12 protein-coding genes are annotated in these 16328 nt (G+C 70.4%); 3 read left to right on the top strand and 9 right to left on the bottom strand.

What is annotated here, in order from left to right; translation table 11 throughout:
- Window positions 1-171: 171 nt before the first annotated feature.
- Window positions 172-1200: a glycosyltransferase family 2 protein gene (locus tag IH68_RS0131280; RefSeq protein WP_030941686.1), complete on the top strand. Its 1029-nt coding sequence runs from the start codon at window positions 172-174 to the stop codon at window positions 1198-1200.
- Between the two features lie 30 nt (window positions 1201-1230).
- Here the strand turns inward: IH68_RS0131280 and IH68_RS0131275 are convergent, their stop codons facing one another.
- The 5 genes from IH68_RS0131275 to IH68_RS0131255 all read right to left on the bottom strand — a co-directional run bounded on the left by IH68_RS0131275 (window position 1231) and on the right by IH68_RS0131255 (window position 8939).
- A complete protein-coding gene (locus IH68_RS0131275; protein ID WP_078912701.1) occupies window positions 1231-2814 on the bottom strand; it encodes an LCP family protein in 1584 nt (527 codons plus the stop codon).
- Between the two features lie 209 nt (window positions 2815-3023).
- Window positions 3024-4664 (bottom strand): LCP family protein, encoded by a 1641-nt coding sequence (locus IH68_RS0131270; protein WP_030941682.1) that lies wholly within the window; start codon window positions 4662-4664, stop codon window positions 3024-3026.
- 80 nt (window positions 4665-4744) lie between these two features.
- The gene (locus IH68_RS0131265; protein WP_030941680.1) at window positions 4745-6469 is read right to left on the bottom strand and encodes an LCP family protein; all 1725 of its coding nucleotides are present in this window, start codon (window positions 6467-6469) and stop codon (window positions 4745-4747) included.
- Between the two features lie 241 nt (window positions 6470-6710).
- Window positions 6711-7955 carry an LCP family protein gene (locus IH68_RS0131260; RefSeq protein ID WP_030941678.1) on the bottom strand — a complete coding sequence of 415 codons (1245 nt, stop codon included), beginning with the start codon at window positions 7953-7955 and terminating at the stop codon, window positions 6711-6713.
- 228 nt (window positions 7956-8183) lie between these two features.
- On the bottom strand, window positions 8184-8939 hold the full coding sequence (locus IH68_RS0131255) for a TIGR03089 family protein (RefSeq protein WP_030941676.1): 756 nt from the start codon (window positions 8937-8939) through the stop codon (window positions 8184-8186).
- 129 nt (window positions 8940-9068) lie between these two features.
- On the opposite strand from IH68_RS0131255, the gene IH68_RS0131250 reads away from it, so the two are divergent.
- Both IH68_RS0131250 and IH68_RS0131245 read left to right on the top strand, forming a co-directional pair.
- A complete protein-coding gene (locus IH68_RS0131250; RefSeq protein ID WP_030941674.1) occupies window positions 9069-10550 on the top strand; it encodes a peptidoglycan recognition protein in 1482 nt (493 codons plus the stop codon).
- Window positions 10551-10725: 175 nt separating this feature from the next.
- Window positions 10726-11808 carry a nucleotidyltransferase family protein gene (locus IH68_RS0131245; RefSeq protein WP_030941672.1) on the top strand — a complete coding sequence of 361 codons (1083 nt, stop codon included), beginning with the start codon at window positions 10726-10728 and terminating at the stop codon, window positions 11806-11808.
- A 175-nt stretch (window positions 11809-11983) separates the two neighbouring features.
- Here the strand turns inward: IH68_RS0131245 and IH68_RS0131240 are convergent, their stop codons facing one another.
- From IH68_RS0131240 to IH68_RS0131225, 4 genes are all read right to left on the bottom strand, one after another.
- The gene (locus IH68_RS0131240) at window positions 11984-13003 is read right to left on the bottom strand and encodes a DNA-3-methyladenine glycosylase family protein (RefSeq protein WP_078912690.1); all 1020 of its coding nucleotides are present in this window, start codon (window positions 13001-13003) and stop codon (window positions 11984-11986) included.
- Window positions 13004-13205: 202 nt separating this feature from the next.
- Window positions 13206-14540 carry a coenzyme F420-0:L-glutamate ligase gene (locus IH68_RS0131235; protein WP_030941668.1) on the bottom strand — a complete coding sequence of 445 codons (1335 nt, stop codon included), beginning with the start codon at window positions 14538-14540 and terminating at the stop codon, window positions 13206-13208.
- An 8-nt stretch (window positions 14541-14548) separates the two neighbouring features.
- Window positions 14549-15508 (bottom strand): 2-phospho-L-lactate transferase, encoded by a 960-nt coding sequence (cofD, locus tag IH68_RS0131230; protein ID WP_030941667.1) that lies wholly within the window; start codon window positions 15506-15508, stop codon window positions 14549-14551.
- 33 nt (window positions 15509-15541) lie between these two features.
- Entirely contained in the window at window positions 15542-16054 is a 513-nt protein-coding gene (locus IH68_RS0131225) for a cysteine dioxygenase (RefSeq protein ID WP_030941664.1), read from the bottom strand.
- Between the last annotated feature and the right edge of the window lie 274 nt (window positions 16055-16328).

The raw sequence follows: 16328 nt of genomic DNA, 5'->3' as shown, positions 1-16328 counted from the left end.
CGCTGCGGAGGGGCGGGCGCGGCGGACCGAGGCTGCGTGGGCAAGGGGGACACCTCCGGGCGACGGCCGTACGTGGGACCGTGAGCACCGTAGGCCGATACGATCTGTGGCCCGGGCCACCGCCCCGGCGGGGCGCAAAGGTGTCCCCCGTTCGCGGTAACGTAACGGGCGATGAACGCCAACCCCGACGCGCCGCTCCCCGCCGTTTCTGTGATCATGCCTGTCCTCGATGAGGAGCGGCATCTGCGCGGAGCCGTCCAAGCGATCCTCGCGCAGGAGTACGCCGGCGAGATGGAGGTCGTCCTCGCCCTCGGTCCGTCCTCGGACCGCACGGACGAGATCGCCGCCGAGCTCGTGGCCGCAGACCCGCGCGTCCACACCGTCCCCAATCCGGCCGGCCGTACGCCCGCTGCCCTCAACGCCGCGATCAAGGCCTCCCGGCACCCGATCGTCGTCCGCGTCGACGGGCACGGCATGCTCTCGCCGAACTACATCGCGACGGCCGTACGGCTCCTGGAGGAGACCGGCGCGCAGAACGTCGGCGGCATCATGCACGCCGAGGGCGAGAACGACTGGGAGCACGCGGTCGCCGCCGCCATGACCTCGAAGATCGGCGTCGGCAACGCCGCCTTCCACACCGGTGGCGAGGCCCAGGCGGCCGAGACCGTCTACCTCGGGGTGTTCCGGCGCGAGGCGCTGGAGCAGCAGGGCGGGTACAACGAGGAGTTCATCCGCGCCCAGGACTGGGAGCTGAACTTCCGGATCCGCGAGGCCGGCGGGCTGATCTGGTTCTCGCCGGAGCTGAAGGTGTCGTACCGGCCGCGGCCGTCGGTCAAAGCCCTCGCCAAGCAGTACAAGGACTACGGCCGCTGGCGGCACGTCGTCGCCCGCTACCACGAGGGCTCCATCAACCTGCGCTACCTCGCGCCGCCGACGGCGGTCCTGGCGATCGCGGCCGGTCTCGTGGTCGGCGCGGCGCTGACGCCCTGGGGTCTTGTGATCCCCGGCGGCTACCTCGCGGCCATAGCCCTGGGCTCCGTCCCGGCGGGCAAGGGCCTGCCGCTGAAGGCGCGGCTGCAGATCCCGGTGGCTCTCGCCACCATGCACATGTCGTGGGGCTGGGGCTTCCTGACCAGCCCGAAGGCGCTGGCGAGGAAGGTCATCGCCTCCCGGCGCCCCGCGGTGCTCGCCTCCAACTGAGCACCGGGGGCCGTCCCTGTCGAACCCGGACTACCAGGTGTAGGCCGGGTTCACGTGCATGCACTGCTTCTTGTCCGAGCCGTTGATGACCTGGGCGGACGCCGGCGTTGTGTCGTCGTCCGCCGGGGCCGTGTACGTCGTTCCGGAGCGCCAGTCCGCGCCGACGACCAGTGTGACCCCGGAGACCTCGGTCGACTTCTTCACCGAACTCAGCGCAATCCCGAGCGACTTGGCGACCCGCTGGGCGTCGCCCTCCAGGTCCGCGCTCGGATAGCGGATCACCGTCTTCTCCTCGCTGAGGACCGTCGTGGTGTCCGCCACCGCCTCGGTGAACCCCTTGCCGACGAGCAGCTGGGCGATCGTACGCGCCCGTCCGGTGACCGCGAGCTGCGTGCCGGACCTGGTGCCGTTCTGCACCTGTACGGCGATCCGGTCGTTCGCCGCGGCCGGGTCCGAGGACGCCTTCGTGCCGGCGGACTTCTTCTTGTCCTTGCCGTCCAGCGCGATGTCCTCGCGGACGAGCCGGAACAGCTGCGCCGCGTCACCCGGCTTCGGCACGACCCGGCCGCTGTTCGTCGTGGAGTACTGCCAGGGCATCGTCGTCATGGTGATGCGCTTGGTGGGGACCTTCCTGAGCTCCTTGCTCAGGTCGTACAGCTTCGCCACGGTGCCGAGGCCGTCGTCGACGGTCAGTGCGTTGGTGGCCGTCTCGGCGAGCTTGCGGAGCTCGTTCGGGTTGCCGAGCGTGGCGTTCTCGCGCAGCTGGCGGACCATCGCGTTCATGTACTGGTGCTGGGCCTTGGCCCGGGCGATGTCCGTGTTGTCCTCGAAGCCGTACCGTGTGCGCAGCCACTGCAGGGCCTGGATGCCCTTGACGTACGTGGTGCCCTCCTTCAGCTTCAGGCCCGAACCGTGGCCGTCGGACGACTTGGAGCGGATGTTGGCGTCCACACAGACCGGTACGCCGCCGATGGCGTCCGCCATGGACACCACGCCCGCGAAGTCGATCATCATGAAGTGGTCGATGTGGATGTCGGTCAGCTTCTCCCAGGTCGCCACCGTGCAGCCGGGGCCGCCGCGGCCCAGGGAGTCGTTGGTGATCGTCGAGGTGAGCGCCCCGTAGACCTTGCCGTTGTCGGGATCCGTGCACTTGGGGATGTTCACGAGCGTGTCGCGCGGCATGCTGACGACCGACATGTTGGTGCGGTCCGCCGAGACGTGCAGCAGCATCTGGACGTCGGCGCGCGGCGCGGTGTTGAAGGTGTCCTTGGCACCGCCGAGCTTCTGGTTCTCCTTGGAGTCCCGGGCGTCGGAGCCGATCAGCAGGATGTTCAGCGGCGTCTGACCGGCCGCGTTGGCCTTCGACCTGGCCGCCCTGTCCTTCTCGTCGCCGATGTTGAGGGCATCCTTTTTGAGGTTGGCGTTGAGGTGCTGGTAGTAGAGATAGCCGGCCCCCGCCGTGCCGAGTATCACCACCGCCAGGATCATCGCCGCCCAGCGCAGGACACGCCGTCTGCGGCGCTTCCCGTCGCCGTCCGGGCCCTTTCTGCGTCTGCCGCCGCCGTGCCGGCCGTGCTCGGCCGTCGCGTCCCGCTCCCGCGGTGTCAGGGACATCGTGTCCTCGACCGCGGGAACCTCTCCGCGCACACTGCTCCGCGCCAACTCCCTGCCCTCCCACCCCTGGACATGCCGGACCTCCCCGCTGCCCGTCCCCCCGGATCAGGCGAATGAGAGGGCGCGCCGTCCCCCTGAAACCCCTCGGACGTGAGCGCGCCTCATCATTGTGCAGTCAGTTGGGAGTTCCCTGTGCGGATCGGTGAAGATCAGCTCCAGCGGTAGGGCGCGTACACGTCCATGCACTGGCTCTTGTCCGAGCCGTTGATGGCGTCGGCGTTGCCGGGCAGTTCGCCGGCCTTGGGCCTGGACTGCTTCGGATACGCCGTGCCGGTGCGCCAGTCGGCGCCGACCACGACGGTGACCCCGGAGACGTCCGTCGACCTCTGCACGGAACTCAGCGGAATCCCCAGCGACTTGGCGATGCGCTGGGCGTCGCCCTCCAGTTCCGCGCTCGGGTAGCGCACGACGGTCTTGTCCGCGGAGAGCCCCGTGGTCGCGTCCTTGGACGCCTTGGTGAACCCCTTCTGCACGAGTTCCTCGGCGACCGTGCCCGCGCGTCCGGCGACCGGGCCGAGGGTGGAGGTCCCGGTGGCGTTCTGCACCACGACGCCGATGTCGCCGTCCGGCGCCGAAGGGGCCTTCGTCGCCGCCTCCTTGGCGGTCGTCTGCTTCGCGTCCGAGGCCTTGCCCTTGTTGTCGAGGGGTACGTCGTCGCGGAGCATCTCCCAGAGCTTCGCGGCGCCCGTGCTGTCCGGCACGACGTGGTCGGAGTTCTGCGGGTCCGCGACGTTCGGCATCGTCACCGAGGTGATGCGGTCCGTGGGCACCGACTTGAGCTGCATGCCCAGGTCGTACAGCTTCTTGACGGTGCCGATCTCCTCGGAGACCTTCAGGGACTTCGTGGCCGCCTCGGCGAGGTCGGTCAGCCGCCCGGTGTCGGTGAAGACGTTCTGGTTCTTCAGCGTGCGGATCATCGAGTTGAGGTACATGTGCTGGGCCCTGGCCCGCATCAGGTCGCTGCCCCAGGCGTGCCGGGTGCGCAGCCACTGCAGGGCCTGCTTGCCCTCGACCTTGTGGGTGCCGGCCGTCAGCTTCAGGCCGGAGCCGCCGGGCACGGCGGCCGTCGGGTGGTCCCATACGTTCTGCTTCACACAGACGTCGACGCCGCCGATGGCGTCGGCCATCCGCACCACACCCGAGAAGTCGATCGTCATCCAGTGGTCGATGTAGACCCCGGTGAGCTTCTCCCAGGTGGCCAGCGTGCAGCCGGCGCCACCGCGGGCCAGCGACTCATTGATGATCTTGGTGGTCTCGGGATACGTCTTGCCGGTCTTCGGGTCCCGGCACTGGGGGATGTCGACCCGGGTGTCACGCGGAATGCTCACCATGGCGGCGCTCTTGCGGTCCGCGGAGAGGTGGATCAGCATCTGCACATCGCCCAGCGGCGGGGTGCCGCGGTCGTACTTGGCGCCGCCGAGCTTCACGTTCTCGTCGGAGTTACGGCTGTCCGAGCCGATCAGCAGGATGTTCAGCGGCGTCTGCCCCGCCGCGTTCGGAGCGGTCTTCTGAGCCTTGCCGTCGCCGCTGCTGCGCTCGCCCTTCTGGATGTTGCCGTTGAGGTGCTGGTAGTACAGGTATCCGGCGCCGGCCGTGCCGAGTATCAGCACCGAGAGCGTGGTCGCCGACCATCTGAGCACCCGGCGCCCCCGCCGGGGCCCGCGACTGGCCGGTCTGCCGTGCAGGCCGCCGCCCCGCCCGCCGCCGTCGCGCCGGCCGTCCCGCTCGGGTTCACGTGTGTGCGGAACGCCCCGGAACGTCCCTTCCCCCTGCACGCTGCTCTGCGCCATCTCCCCGTCCTCCCCACCCTGCGCCCATGCATCAGGCCTGCCGTACGCCCTGTTAGACGTACGACAGGCCTGTCAGGTCACTACTTGGCGCACTCAACCTTGTCGGCCGTGGTCTTGTCCACGTCCGGCGCCTTGCTCGCCGCGGTGAAGGAATCGCCCGCGCCCGGGAAGTCCTTGCCGAGGGTCAGCGTGATGGCGGGCAGACCCTGTGAGTTGGTCACGCTCTTGCCGGGCTTCATCGCGGAACCGGACAGCCCCAGGATGGCGGCCAGCCGGCGCGCCTGGTCGGCCTGGTCCGGGGCGTACTCCAGCGTCGTTTTGCTCAGCTGCGCGTCCGCGTTGCCGGCGTTCTCGGACTTCAGCACGCCCGCCTCGTTCTGCAGGTACTCGAGCTCGGCCTGCGCACTGCCGGGTTCGGCGCCGCCGTTCAGGACCCGCACCCGCACCGCGGAGGCTTCCGACTTGGTGCCCTTGAGGCGGGCGGCCACCGCGGCCGCCTCCTTCTTCTTTTTCTCCTTCACCGCGGTGAAGGAGACGTCGTTCTTGATCGCGTCGAACACCGGCTGGGCCGCGCCGGGCTTGAGGACGACGGTCGCGTGCACCTTCTCGGCCGGGTTGTCGATCACCGGCACCGTGGTGAACGTCAGGTTCTTCGGGTTGAGCTTGCCCAGCTCCAGGCCGAGGTCCTTCAGCTTGCCGATGCTGTCGAGGTTGTCGTCGACGGTCAGCGCCTTGGTGCCCGCCTCGGCCACCTTGATCATCTTCGTCGGGTCGGTGAGCGTGTCGTTCGACTTCAGCTTGCGCATCAGCGCGCTGAGGAAGTTCTGCTGCAGCGTGATCCGGCTCAGGTCGCCGCCGAAGCCCACCGCGTGCCGGGTGCGCACGAAGGCGAGTGCGGTCTCGCCCGCGATGTGCTGCATGCCCTTCTTCAGGTTCAGGTGCGAGTCCGGGTCGTTGATGTCCTTGCCGAGACAGACGTCGACGCCGCCCACCGCGGTGGTCAGCGTCTTCACCGCGTTGAAGTCGGCCACCATGAAGTTGTCCGGCTTGATGCCGGTCAGCTCCGTGACCGTGCGCGCGACGCAGCTGGGCGTACGGTCGTCCTGGCCGAGGCTGGTGTTGAAGCGGACGTTGCTGGTGCCCGCGATGACCTTCTGGGAGCCGTCGGCCTGGGTGGTCGGGCAGTCCGGGATGTCGGTGATCAGGTCCCGGGGGATGCTCAGCGCCGTCGCGTTCGAGCGGTCCTTGGAGAGGTGCAGCAGGATCGTGGTGTCGGCGTGACCGACACTGTTCCTGTCGCCGTACTTCTCGTTGCCCTTGCCGGTGCGCTTGTCGGTGCCGATCAGCAGGATGTTGATTGCCTTGCCCTTGCTGAAGCCACCGGTGCTCGCGCCGTCGTCGGAGACGGACGTGATGTTGTCGTTGAGGTGCTTGATGTAGAGGTACCCGGCGCCGGCCGCGGCGACCAGCACGAACGCCATGGTGCCACCGGTCCACAGCAGGACCTTCTTCGCCTTCGACTTCTTCTGCACCGGCCGCCGGCCGCGCCGCCCCGGCAGCGGCTCCTCGGGCGCGCCGCGGCGGCGCCTTTGCGGCGGCACCCCGCGGCCCGGGGCCTGCGGAGTCGCCGTACGGCCGCGCGCCGCGCCGTTCGCGCCACGGGGGGCGGATCTGCGCGGCCGGGGCACCGCCGATTGCGGTGCGGAAGGAGTCAGTCGCAGTTCGTATTCGCCGGTGTTCGGATTGAGCACCCACTGGTCTGCGGGGTCGATGTTCTCCGCCCGCCCACGGCTTTGCGCGTCCACGGTTTCCGAATCCTCCGTTTGGGCCACGCGGCGCCTTCCCCCTCAAAGACGCTCGGGTCTCGGTCACACAGTGCGCGACCCCAGGAAGGACCTGGCGGACCGGTGCACCGGATCGCTCACACTATCCGGCCAGTTCGGCGTGGAGCGACGTCGGTGACAAATTCCACGTCCCTACAACTGGGCAATCCGCCCATTTCCTTGGGTTTTCTTGGGACGGCTGTTCGTCGCGTTGATGCTCGCCCTACCTGCAGCCGTCCTCGTCGGCGGTGTTCCCGCGGAACGTCGGTGCGGGCGAACTGGACGCCGAAGCCCCGCCGGACCGCTTTCCGCCCGACTTCCCGTCGCCGTGTCCGTACGCGCCGTAGTCGTGCGACTGCTCATACGAATCCCCGCCCGAATATCCGTACGAGTTATCCAGGCCACGCGTGGCCGAATTGCGACTCTTTGAGTCGGAATCCCGTGGAACTTCCGCCGCGACCGCCAACGGCGCGTCCCTGCGCAGCCGTTCGAACAACTTCTCCGCCTCCGGCTCCACGAGCTGGTCGCGATTGGCGTCGTAGAGGTACGACTCCCGCGGAACCGTGAGGAATTGCACCGCTTTCGTGGGGATGTCGCGCAGTCCGCGCACGAGTTGATACAGCCCGCGCAGACTCGCCAGCCCCGGGTCGGTGGTGAGCGACGAGGTGGCGGCGTCCAGCACGGGATAGAGCTTCACCGGGTTCAGCAGTACGTCGTTGCTCTGGACCTTGGTGACGAGCGCCCCGAGGAACTGCTGCTGACGGTCCATCCGGTCGGTGTCGCTGCCGTCGCCGAGCGTCTTGCGGGCGCGCACGTAGCCGAGGGCCTGCTCGCCGTCGAGCGTGACCCGTCCGGCGGGCAGCTTCAGCTTGGCCGCCTTGTCGTCGATCGGCTTCGTCAGGCACACCTGGACGCCGTCGACCGCGTCGACCATCTCCTTGAAGCCGTGGAAGTCGACGACGATGTGGTGGTCGACACGGATGTTCGTCAGCTTTTCCACGGTCCGGATGGTGCAGGCCGAACCACCCGTCTCGAAGGCGGAGTTGAACATCGCGAACATCGCCTCGGAGCGGTTCCCGTCGGACCGCAGACAGGCGGGGATGTCCACCATCAGGTCACGGGGCAGCGAGATCGCGGTGGCGGTGTGCCGCCCGGCGGAGAGATGCAGCAGGATCGTCGTGTCGGACCGCTCGGTCCCCGAGTCCCGCCCGTACTGCGCGTTCCCGTCCCCGGACCGGGTGTCCGACCCGATCAGCAGGATGTTCTGCGCGCCCTTGACGAGCGAGGTGGGCCGCTCCTTCTCGTACCGGGCGAGCTCCCGGGCCGCCGCATCGTCGGCCCTGATGTTCCCGTCGAGCTTCGCGTACACCACCCACCCGCCCGCGACGGCCCCCACCACCACGGCAGCAACCGCAAGCCCCCCGTACCGCACCCACCGCCGCCGACGCCGCCGTACCAGCCCTTTCACGTGCGGCTCCACCCCTCATGGCGTAGGAACATGCAGTCCTTACGAGCATGGCGTGGAGAGGCGGGTGGAAGCGTCCGGTGCTGATCCATCCGGGTGACTGCACCGCCTTGAGGGGTGCGGGGCTGTATCAATGTGCGGCTCCGCCGCGATGGGGGTCCCCCCGCTCGAGCGAAGCCGAGAGTGGGGGAGCGACCAGCCACGACGGACCTGCACCGGAAAAGCAACCCCTCAGCGGCGCACCACGCTCACCCGCTCACTCTCGATCCGCGCGGCCAGCGCATCCTCCCCCAACTGCTCCAGATGCCGGCACAACACCACAGACCCCCCGGTGGCAAGCGGCCCGTACAACCCTGCATTCAGACCCTCCCAGGTGTCGTACGGCAACCCGGACAGGATCCGCGACCCCGGCCCGGCAAGGCCCAGCCCCGCCGCCTCCGCCCGAGCCCGCTCGACAACCTCCGCCCCACTGAACTCCCGCCCGGCCACGATCAGCCCGGCCTCGTCGGGATCCACCGGCGCGAACGGAACAAACCGATCCCCCTGACCCGGCACCTCCACGGCGTAATCGGCGAAGCCGTCCGGCGCCTGTGGGAAGCGACCACCCAGCGGCCGCAAGGCGAGCGCAACCCGCTCCCCCCGACAGGCCCTCGCGGCGGACAGCGTGTCCGGCCCGCTCACCACCACGTCGGCCGCCGCCGGATCCCCGCCGACATCGGCGACCGCCCCCACCGACGCACACGCCAGCAGCCACACCGCGGTCTGCCAGTGCGCGGGCAGCAGCAGCGCGACCCGGTCGCCGGGGGCCGCGGAGAGGTCGCCCTGGAGGAGATTGGCGGTCTTGGCCACCCAATTGGCGAAGGTGGCCACAGACAGTTCGACGCGCTCGCCCGTGGCGTCGTCGTAGAAGGTCACCAGGGGGCGTCCGGGGTCCGCGGCGAGCGCGGAACGCAGCAGGTCGGCAGGGGTGCGGTCGGTGGCGTTCACCCGCGCAAGGGTACGCGGGCGACCGCTCGCGCACCCCTTGGTGGGGCCACCGGTTCGGAGGAACGAAAACCGACGGTCCGTCAATTCCGGGATGGACAGATATGTATGACTATGTCCAACATCAGGAGCATGCGTGGATTCCTTGCCTCCTCGATCGCCTCCTCGATCGGCGTCGCCTGCGCGGCCGCCCTCGCCCTTCCGCTGACCCTGCCCGTCCCCGTGGCGACGGCGAGGGCCGCGCTCGCCGGCGCAGGATCCGCGCCGGCGCCCGCCCGGCCCGACATCCGCGGCAGCACCCAGTCGCTGCCCCTCGCGCCGCTGACGCCCTTCACCCGCGCCCTCGGCTCCACGGCCTCAACGGGCCTCGCGGAGCAGGGCCTGACCCGCCGGGACGTACGGCGCTTCTCGATGGTCGGCGTCATCTGGGACAACCCGGACACCGCACTGCACGGCCAGGTCCAGGTCCGCACCCGCGCGACCGGCAACGGCGTCTGGTCCGGCTGGCGCAGCCTCGAGACGCACAACGACGACGCGGCCGACCCCGGCTCCGCCGAGCGCACCTCGGGCCGCGTCCGCGGCTCCACCGCACCGCTGTGGGTGGGCGACTCGGACGCCGTGGAGGTCCGGGTCCAGCCCGAGGGCGGACGCCGTACCGAAGGCCACACTCCGAGCACCCGCGCCGTCCCGGCCGCTTCCGCCCTCCCCTCGGGCCTGCGTGTGGAACTCGTGGACCCGGGCGACCCGGGAGACCCGGACGACGGGGGCGACGAGGTCCCGATGCGGGGTACGGCACCGCTCGTGCCGCACGGCAGTCAGGCCGGGCCCCCCGTCACCGGGCCCGGCAACTCCGAGTCGGCCGAGGCCCTGGCCTCCTCCACCGCCAACGCCGATCTCGTCCCGCTCGGCGCCACCGTGATCCCCGCGCTGAGCCGGTCCGCGACCGAGCGGGAGATGCGGACTCTGCGCGGGCACGAGTTGACGGAGGGTCAGCGCAAGAAGCCGCACATCGGCCCCCGCCCCCGCATCGTCACCCGCCGGGGCTGGGGCGCGGACGAGGACCTGCGCGAGAGGGGGTTCGCCTACACGAAGAAGGTCAAGGCGGCGTTCGTGCACCACACGTCGTCCGGCAACACCTACCGCTGTTCGCAGGCCTCCTCCGTCATCCGTGCCATCTACCGCTACCACGTTGTGAGCATGGGCTGGCGTGACATCGGCTACAACTTCCTCGTCGACAAGTGCGGAACCATCTACGAGGGCCGCGCCGGGGGAGTGGCGAAGGCGGTCAGGGGTGCCCACACCCTCGGTTTCAACAACAACAGCATGGGCATCGCCGTCATCGGCAACTTCAGCAAGAACAAGCCGCCCGCGGCCGCCCTGAAGGCCATCGCCCGGCTCACGGCCTGGAAACTGGGCCTCTACGGTGCCAATCCGCGCGGAAAGACATATCTGAAGTCGAGCGGTGGCAATCTCTACCGAAAGGGTAAGAACGTCCGAATGAATGTGATCTCCGGCCACCGTGACGGCTACCCGACGGCGTGCCCGGGCTGGCAGCTCTACCGAAAGCTCGGCACTGTCCGCTCCACCGCGGCGCGCTACCAGGGCCGCCGTTGAGCGACCGCCGCAACCCGCCAGGGAGTTGGGCACGGAGGAGTTAGTCACGCCACAGCGGGGCACCGGGTGGAACGGCGAACGCCGCACGACCATCCAAATCACCACACGACGGTCTGCATAAACTGGCCGGCCGAAAGACAGTTCGGCCGGTCCCGGCAGGAAGCAGAGACGACAGGTGACAGAAGCGATCCTCCTGGTCGGCGGCAAGGGCACGCGCTTGCGCCCGCTCACGGTCCACACCCCGAAGCCCATGGTCCGTGCGGCCGGCGTCCCGTTCCTCACCCACCAGCTGGCGAGAGCCAGAGCGGCGGGCGTCGACCACATCGTCCTGGCCACGTCCTATCTGGCCGAGGTCTTCGAGCCGTACTTCGGCGACGGCTCCTCCCTGGGCCTGCACATCGAGTACGTGACGGAGGAGGAGCCCCTCGGCACGGGCGGCGCCATCCGCAACGTCGCGTCCCGCCTCCACTCGGGCCCCGACGACCCGGTCCTCATCTTCAACGGCGACATCCTCACCGGCCTGAACATCCGCGCCCTGGTCGACACCCACCAGAAGACGGGCGCCGACGTCTCCCTCCACCTCACCAAGGTCACGGACCCACGCGCCTACGGCCTGGTCCCCACGGACGAGACCGGCCGTGTCCTCGCCTTCCTGGAGAAGCCGCAGACCCCCGAGGAGATCGTCACCGACCAGATCAACGCGGGGGCGTACGTCTTCCGTCGCTCGGTCATCGACACGATCCCCGCGGGCCGCCCGGTCTCGGTCGAACGCGAGACCTTCCCCGACCTCCTCTCGGCCGGAGCCCACCTGCAGGGCATGGTCGACTCGACGTACTGGCTGGACCTCGGTACCCCCGCGGCCTTCGTCCGCGGCTCCGCCGACCTCGTCCTCGGCCGCGCCCCGTCCCCCGCGGTCCCCGGCCGCTGCGGCGACCGCCTGATCCTGCCGACGGCGAGGGTCGCCCCGGACGCCAAGCTGACGGGCGGAACCGTGGTGGGCGAGGGCGCGTTCGTGGCGGAGGGCGCGCGGGTCTTCGGCTCGACCATCCTTCCCGGGGCCGTCATCGAACCCGGCGCCGTCATCACCGACTCCCTCATCGGCACCCGCGCCCGCGTCGGCGAACGCTCCGTCCTCACCGGCACGGTCATCGGCGACGGCGCCGTCATCGGCGCCGACAACGAACTGCGCGACGGCGTACGGGTGTGGTGCGACGCGCAGATCCCCGCGGGGTCGGTGCGGTTCTCCTCGGACCAGTAGTCACGCTCCAGGACGTGCTACGACGCCTGTACGCCATCGAGGGGGGTCTAGCGGCACGCAGGCGACGGTCGTCCTGGAGACGTTCTTCGAGCGACCGGTGAACGCGGGCTGATTCGTCCGTGCCGTGTCACCGGGTTCGCCCGGCGAGTCGGGTTCACCGGGGCGCAGGCCGGCGTCAGAGCCGTCCGATGTCGGTCTTGGGCATCTTCGGCATCCGCCGCGCCGGCGTACGCCCGCTCAGCAGAATGAACCGCGCGGCGCGATGCCGCTGCCCCGCATACGGCTCCAACAACTCCAGCATCGCCGCGTCGTCCGCATCCCGGTCCCCGGCGAGCGCCCACCCCACAATGCCCGGCAGATGCAGATCCCCGACGGTCACCGCATCCGGCGCCCCATGACTGCGCTGCACGGTCTCCGCCGACGTCCAGGGGCCGATCCCCGGCACGACCTCCAACCGCGCCTGCGCGGCCGCCGGCTCCATCCCCACCGCCTCCTCCAAGCGGGCGGCGACCCGCACGGCACGCAGGATGGTCGAGGCCCGCTTGTTGTCGACCCCGGCCCGGTGCCATTCCCAGGACGGGATCAGCGCCCACGTCCGCGGGGCCGGCATCACCCACAGCCGTCCGCCGGCCGCGGGTCCCGGCGCCGGCTCCCCGTACTTCCGCACCAGCAGCCGCCACGCCCGGTACGCCTCGCCGGTCGTGACCTTCTGCTCCAGAACCGACGGAATCAGCGACTCCAGCACCAGCCCGGTCCGCGTCAGCCGTAGCCCAGGCCGACGATGCGCTGTGTGCGCCACCAACCGGTGCCGCGGTACGAACGCATCGGGCTCGTCCGCGCCTCCGAGCAGCTCCGGCAACCGCTCCAGCAACCACTCGGCCCCCGGCCCCCAGGCCTCCCCGCGCACCTCGCCTCCACGGACGGAGACCCGCAGCGTCCCGGGCCCACCGGGGGTCAGACTGGCCCGCCACACGGACCCGTCGGGCATGGCCCGAAACGTCGGATCCCCTCCACCACGCCGAAGCGGTCCCAGCACAAGACCAAGATCAAGCGGCCCGTCCGGTACGACCACCCGCACCCGCCCGGGCGCCACGGCCTGCGGCGGCACACTCCCGCGCGCCGGTACGGCAACATGCCCACCGCGCACGGTCGTACGAGTGGGCCGCGAAGGCCGGGGAGCGAATCGTCCTGCCAAGGCTGAGTTCCTAGGGGGTGAGAGCTGCCCTACGAGACTAGGCGGTACATACGACTGCCGGTGCGCACAACTCCTTCAGGGGCGCGAGGCTGTGTCCGACATGCGGCTCCGCCGCGTGGGTGCGACCAGCCCCCACAGGCCCGCACTCGCACACAGGACCCGAACCCTCCACATCCGTAGGCGCCCTCCCCGGCGGGGGTGTTCATCGCACCTCGATGAAGGCCTCCGCATCCCGCTCAGCCCGAGCCCGCGGCTCCTCCGCCGCATGCCCGACCGCCACCGCCCCCATCGGATCCCAGTCCTCGGGCAGTCCCAGCACACCCCGCACAACATCCCGGCAGAACATCGTCGAAGAAACCCACGCGGACCCCAACCGTTCTCCGGCCAGCGCAACCAAGAAGTTCTGCACCCCCGCCCCCGCGGCGACCACGAACATCTCCCGCTCCGCCCCGTCCCGCCGCGCGTCCCCATAGGCGTGGGACCCGTCCATCACCAGACACGGCACCACCAGATACGGCGCATTGCGCAGTACGTCCCCGCGCCGCACCCGCTTGGCGATGGACTCCTCGCTCTTCCCGTCCCGCCGCAGATCGGCGATCCAGGCGTCGCGCATGGCGTCCAGCAAGCCGGTCCGCGCGTCCTGCGACTCCAGCAGCACGAACCGCCACGGCGTCGTGTGATGCGGCGCCGGCGCGGTCACGGCCGCGGCGACCGCCCGCCGTACGGCACCGGGGTCGACGGGCTCGTCGGTGAAGGCCCGCACGGTACGCCGCTGGGTCACGGCCGTCCGTATCGCCTCGGACGTCCCCAGCCGGAACATGTCGTCTCGCCCACCGCGCACCATGGCCCGCGCTCCCTCGCCGTGGTCCTCGGCCACCACGTGCTGCAGCCCGCGCACGACGGCGACGGGCAGCCCGGCGGCCTTGCCCTTGACCAGATCGCCGGCGGCGGCCAGCTCGTCCGCCGTCGCCACGACCGTCGCGCTGAGCGGATTGCCGTACGCGTCCGTGCCCCCGCGCAGATCGTCGAGTACGTGCACTCCGGCGGCGCCGATCGCGACGTCCGTGAGCCCCGAGCGCCAGGGCCGCCCGAAGGTGTCGGTGACGACGACCCCGACGGTGACGCCGAGGGCGTCCCGCAGCCCCTCCCGGATCGCCCGGGCGGACGCGTCCGGATCCTCGGGCAGCAGCAGCACCGTGCCGGACGGGGTGTTCGAGGCGTCGACCCCTGCCGCGGCCATCACCAGCCCCTGCCGGTTCTCGACGATCCGCAGGGCCCCGCGCCGCGCCACGACCCGCACGGTCTCGGCATCGATCGCGGCCTCCCGGTCGGCCGCCTCGACGACCCGCCCCTCCGCCTTGGACACGATCTTCGAGGTGACGAGCAACACGTCCCCGTCGACCAGCCCGGGCTCGGCGGCAGCGATCAACTTGGCGAGGTCGTCCCCCGGCACGACCTCAGGAATCCCGTCCACAGCCCAGACCCGGTACCCACCCGCGCTGTCCCCGCCGCCGCGCGCGGCCGTGCCCTCGGACATCCCGTCGCTCAAGGCACCCGCACCTCCTCCGCCAGTGCCAGGGCCTCACGTGCCATCCGGGTGGTCGCGTCGAGGTCGGTCATCATCAGCGGTACGGCCCGGCACCGGATCCCGGCGGCCTCCACCCGGTCCACGGCGCCCGCGTCCACGGTGTCGACGAGCCAGCCGTCGAGCAGACCGGAGCCGTAGTGCTCGGCCACCGCCGCGGCCGTCGACTCCACGCCGACCGCCGCGAGCACCTTGTCGGCCATGCCCCGCACGGGCGCGTCCCCGACGATGGGGGAGAGGCCGACGACGGGCACCCCGGCATCGGCGATCGCCTCACGGATGCCGGGCACGGCGAGGATCGTGCCGACGGAGACAACCGGGTTCGAGGGCGGGAACAGCACCACGTCCGCCTCCGCGATCGCCTCCAGCACACCGGGCGCCGGCTTGGCCTGCTCCGCCCCGACGGGCACGACCGCCTCGGCCGGCACCGAGGCCCGCAGCCGCACCCAGTACTCCTGGAAGTGCACCGCCCTGCGCTCACCGTCGACCTCGACGGCCACATGCGTCTCGACCCGGTCGTCCGTCATGGGAATCAGCCGCACGCCCGGCTTCCACCGGTCGCACAACGCCTCCGTCACCGCGCTCAGCGGATACCCGGCGCCGATCATCTGCGTCCGCACGATGTGCGTGGCGAAGTCCCGGTCGCCGAGCCCGAACCACTCCGGCCCCACGCCGTACGCCGCGAGCTCCTCCTTGAGATGGAACGTCTCGTCGGCCCGCCCCCAGCCCTGCTCCTCGTTGATGCCGCCACCGAGCGTGTACATCACCGTGTCGAGGTCCGGGCAGACCTTCAGTCCGAAGAGGTGGATGTCGTCCCCGGTGTTGCCGATGACGGTGATGTCCGCGTCCGGCACGGCCTTCTTCAGACCGCGCAGGAACCGGGCACCACCGATGCCGCCTGCCAGAACCACAATGCGCATGGGCCAAGTCTTACAGGCGGGTACGACAAAGCGTCAGGCGGTTACGACGTCCACCTCGTCGTACGCGGCGGGGGCCGCGGTGCAGGTGGAGTGCATCGGCATCTCCGTCAGGCCCGGGTAGTAGACGTGCAGGCTGACCGCCGGCTCCAGCGCGTCGTTGACGACGTCGTGCACATATCCCGGCGCGAACACCCGCTGCGCGCCCGCGCCCAACGCGCGCGTGCCCCGCCCGGTCCGCTCGGTCAGCGTGCCCTCCAGGACGGTCAGCACACCGGAGGAGGGGCCGTGGTCGTGCAGCCCGCTGCCCTGCCCGGGCACCCAGGACAGCAGCCACACCTCGTAGCCCGGCCCGGTGCGCAGCCGGTGGTACCAGCGTGTCGTCGCGTCGTACTCGACGAGGTGCTCCCACTGGGAGCGGTCGGCGGCGATGGAGCGGGCCAGGCCCACGAACTCGGCGACGGTGGCCGGGTGCTCGCGCGGGGGCTGCAGCAGGTGCTGGACTTCGAGGATGTCGCCGGCGATCTGGAGGTCGTTGTCGCTGTTCATAAGGGGTGCGTGGTTCCTCAGTGAAAGAAGGTCAGAGGGGAACGGGAGCCCCGTCACGGACGACAGGGCCTACAGCCGGAGCAGGTGTGGCTCAACAGCTGGAACAGCAACAACAGCTACAGCGAGCGCGGGCAGCACCGTGGGACCCGGCGGTGCGGGTCGAGGTGGGCGCCAAGTTCGCGAGCATGCCCCCAAGGACAGCGGTTCACACCTTTGCTGTCAACTCGACGCCCGGTATGTGGGACATGGTTCACCTCATCCGGTTGATGTCGGA

Origin of the sequence: Streptomyces sp. NRRL S-646 (assembly GCF_000720765.1) — a bacterium.
Taxonomy (GTDB): Bacteria; Actinomycetota; Actinomycetes; order Streptomycetales; family Streptomycetaceae; genus Streptomyces.
Note: the sequence above shows the minus strand (reverse complement) of the source record. Positions and strands in the feature narration are given on the sequence as shown.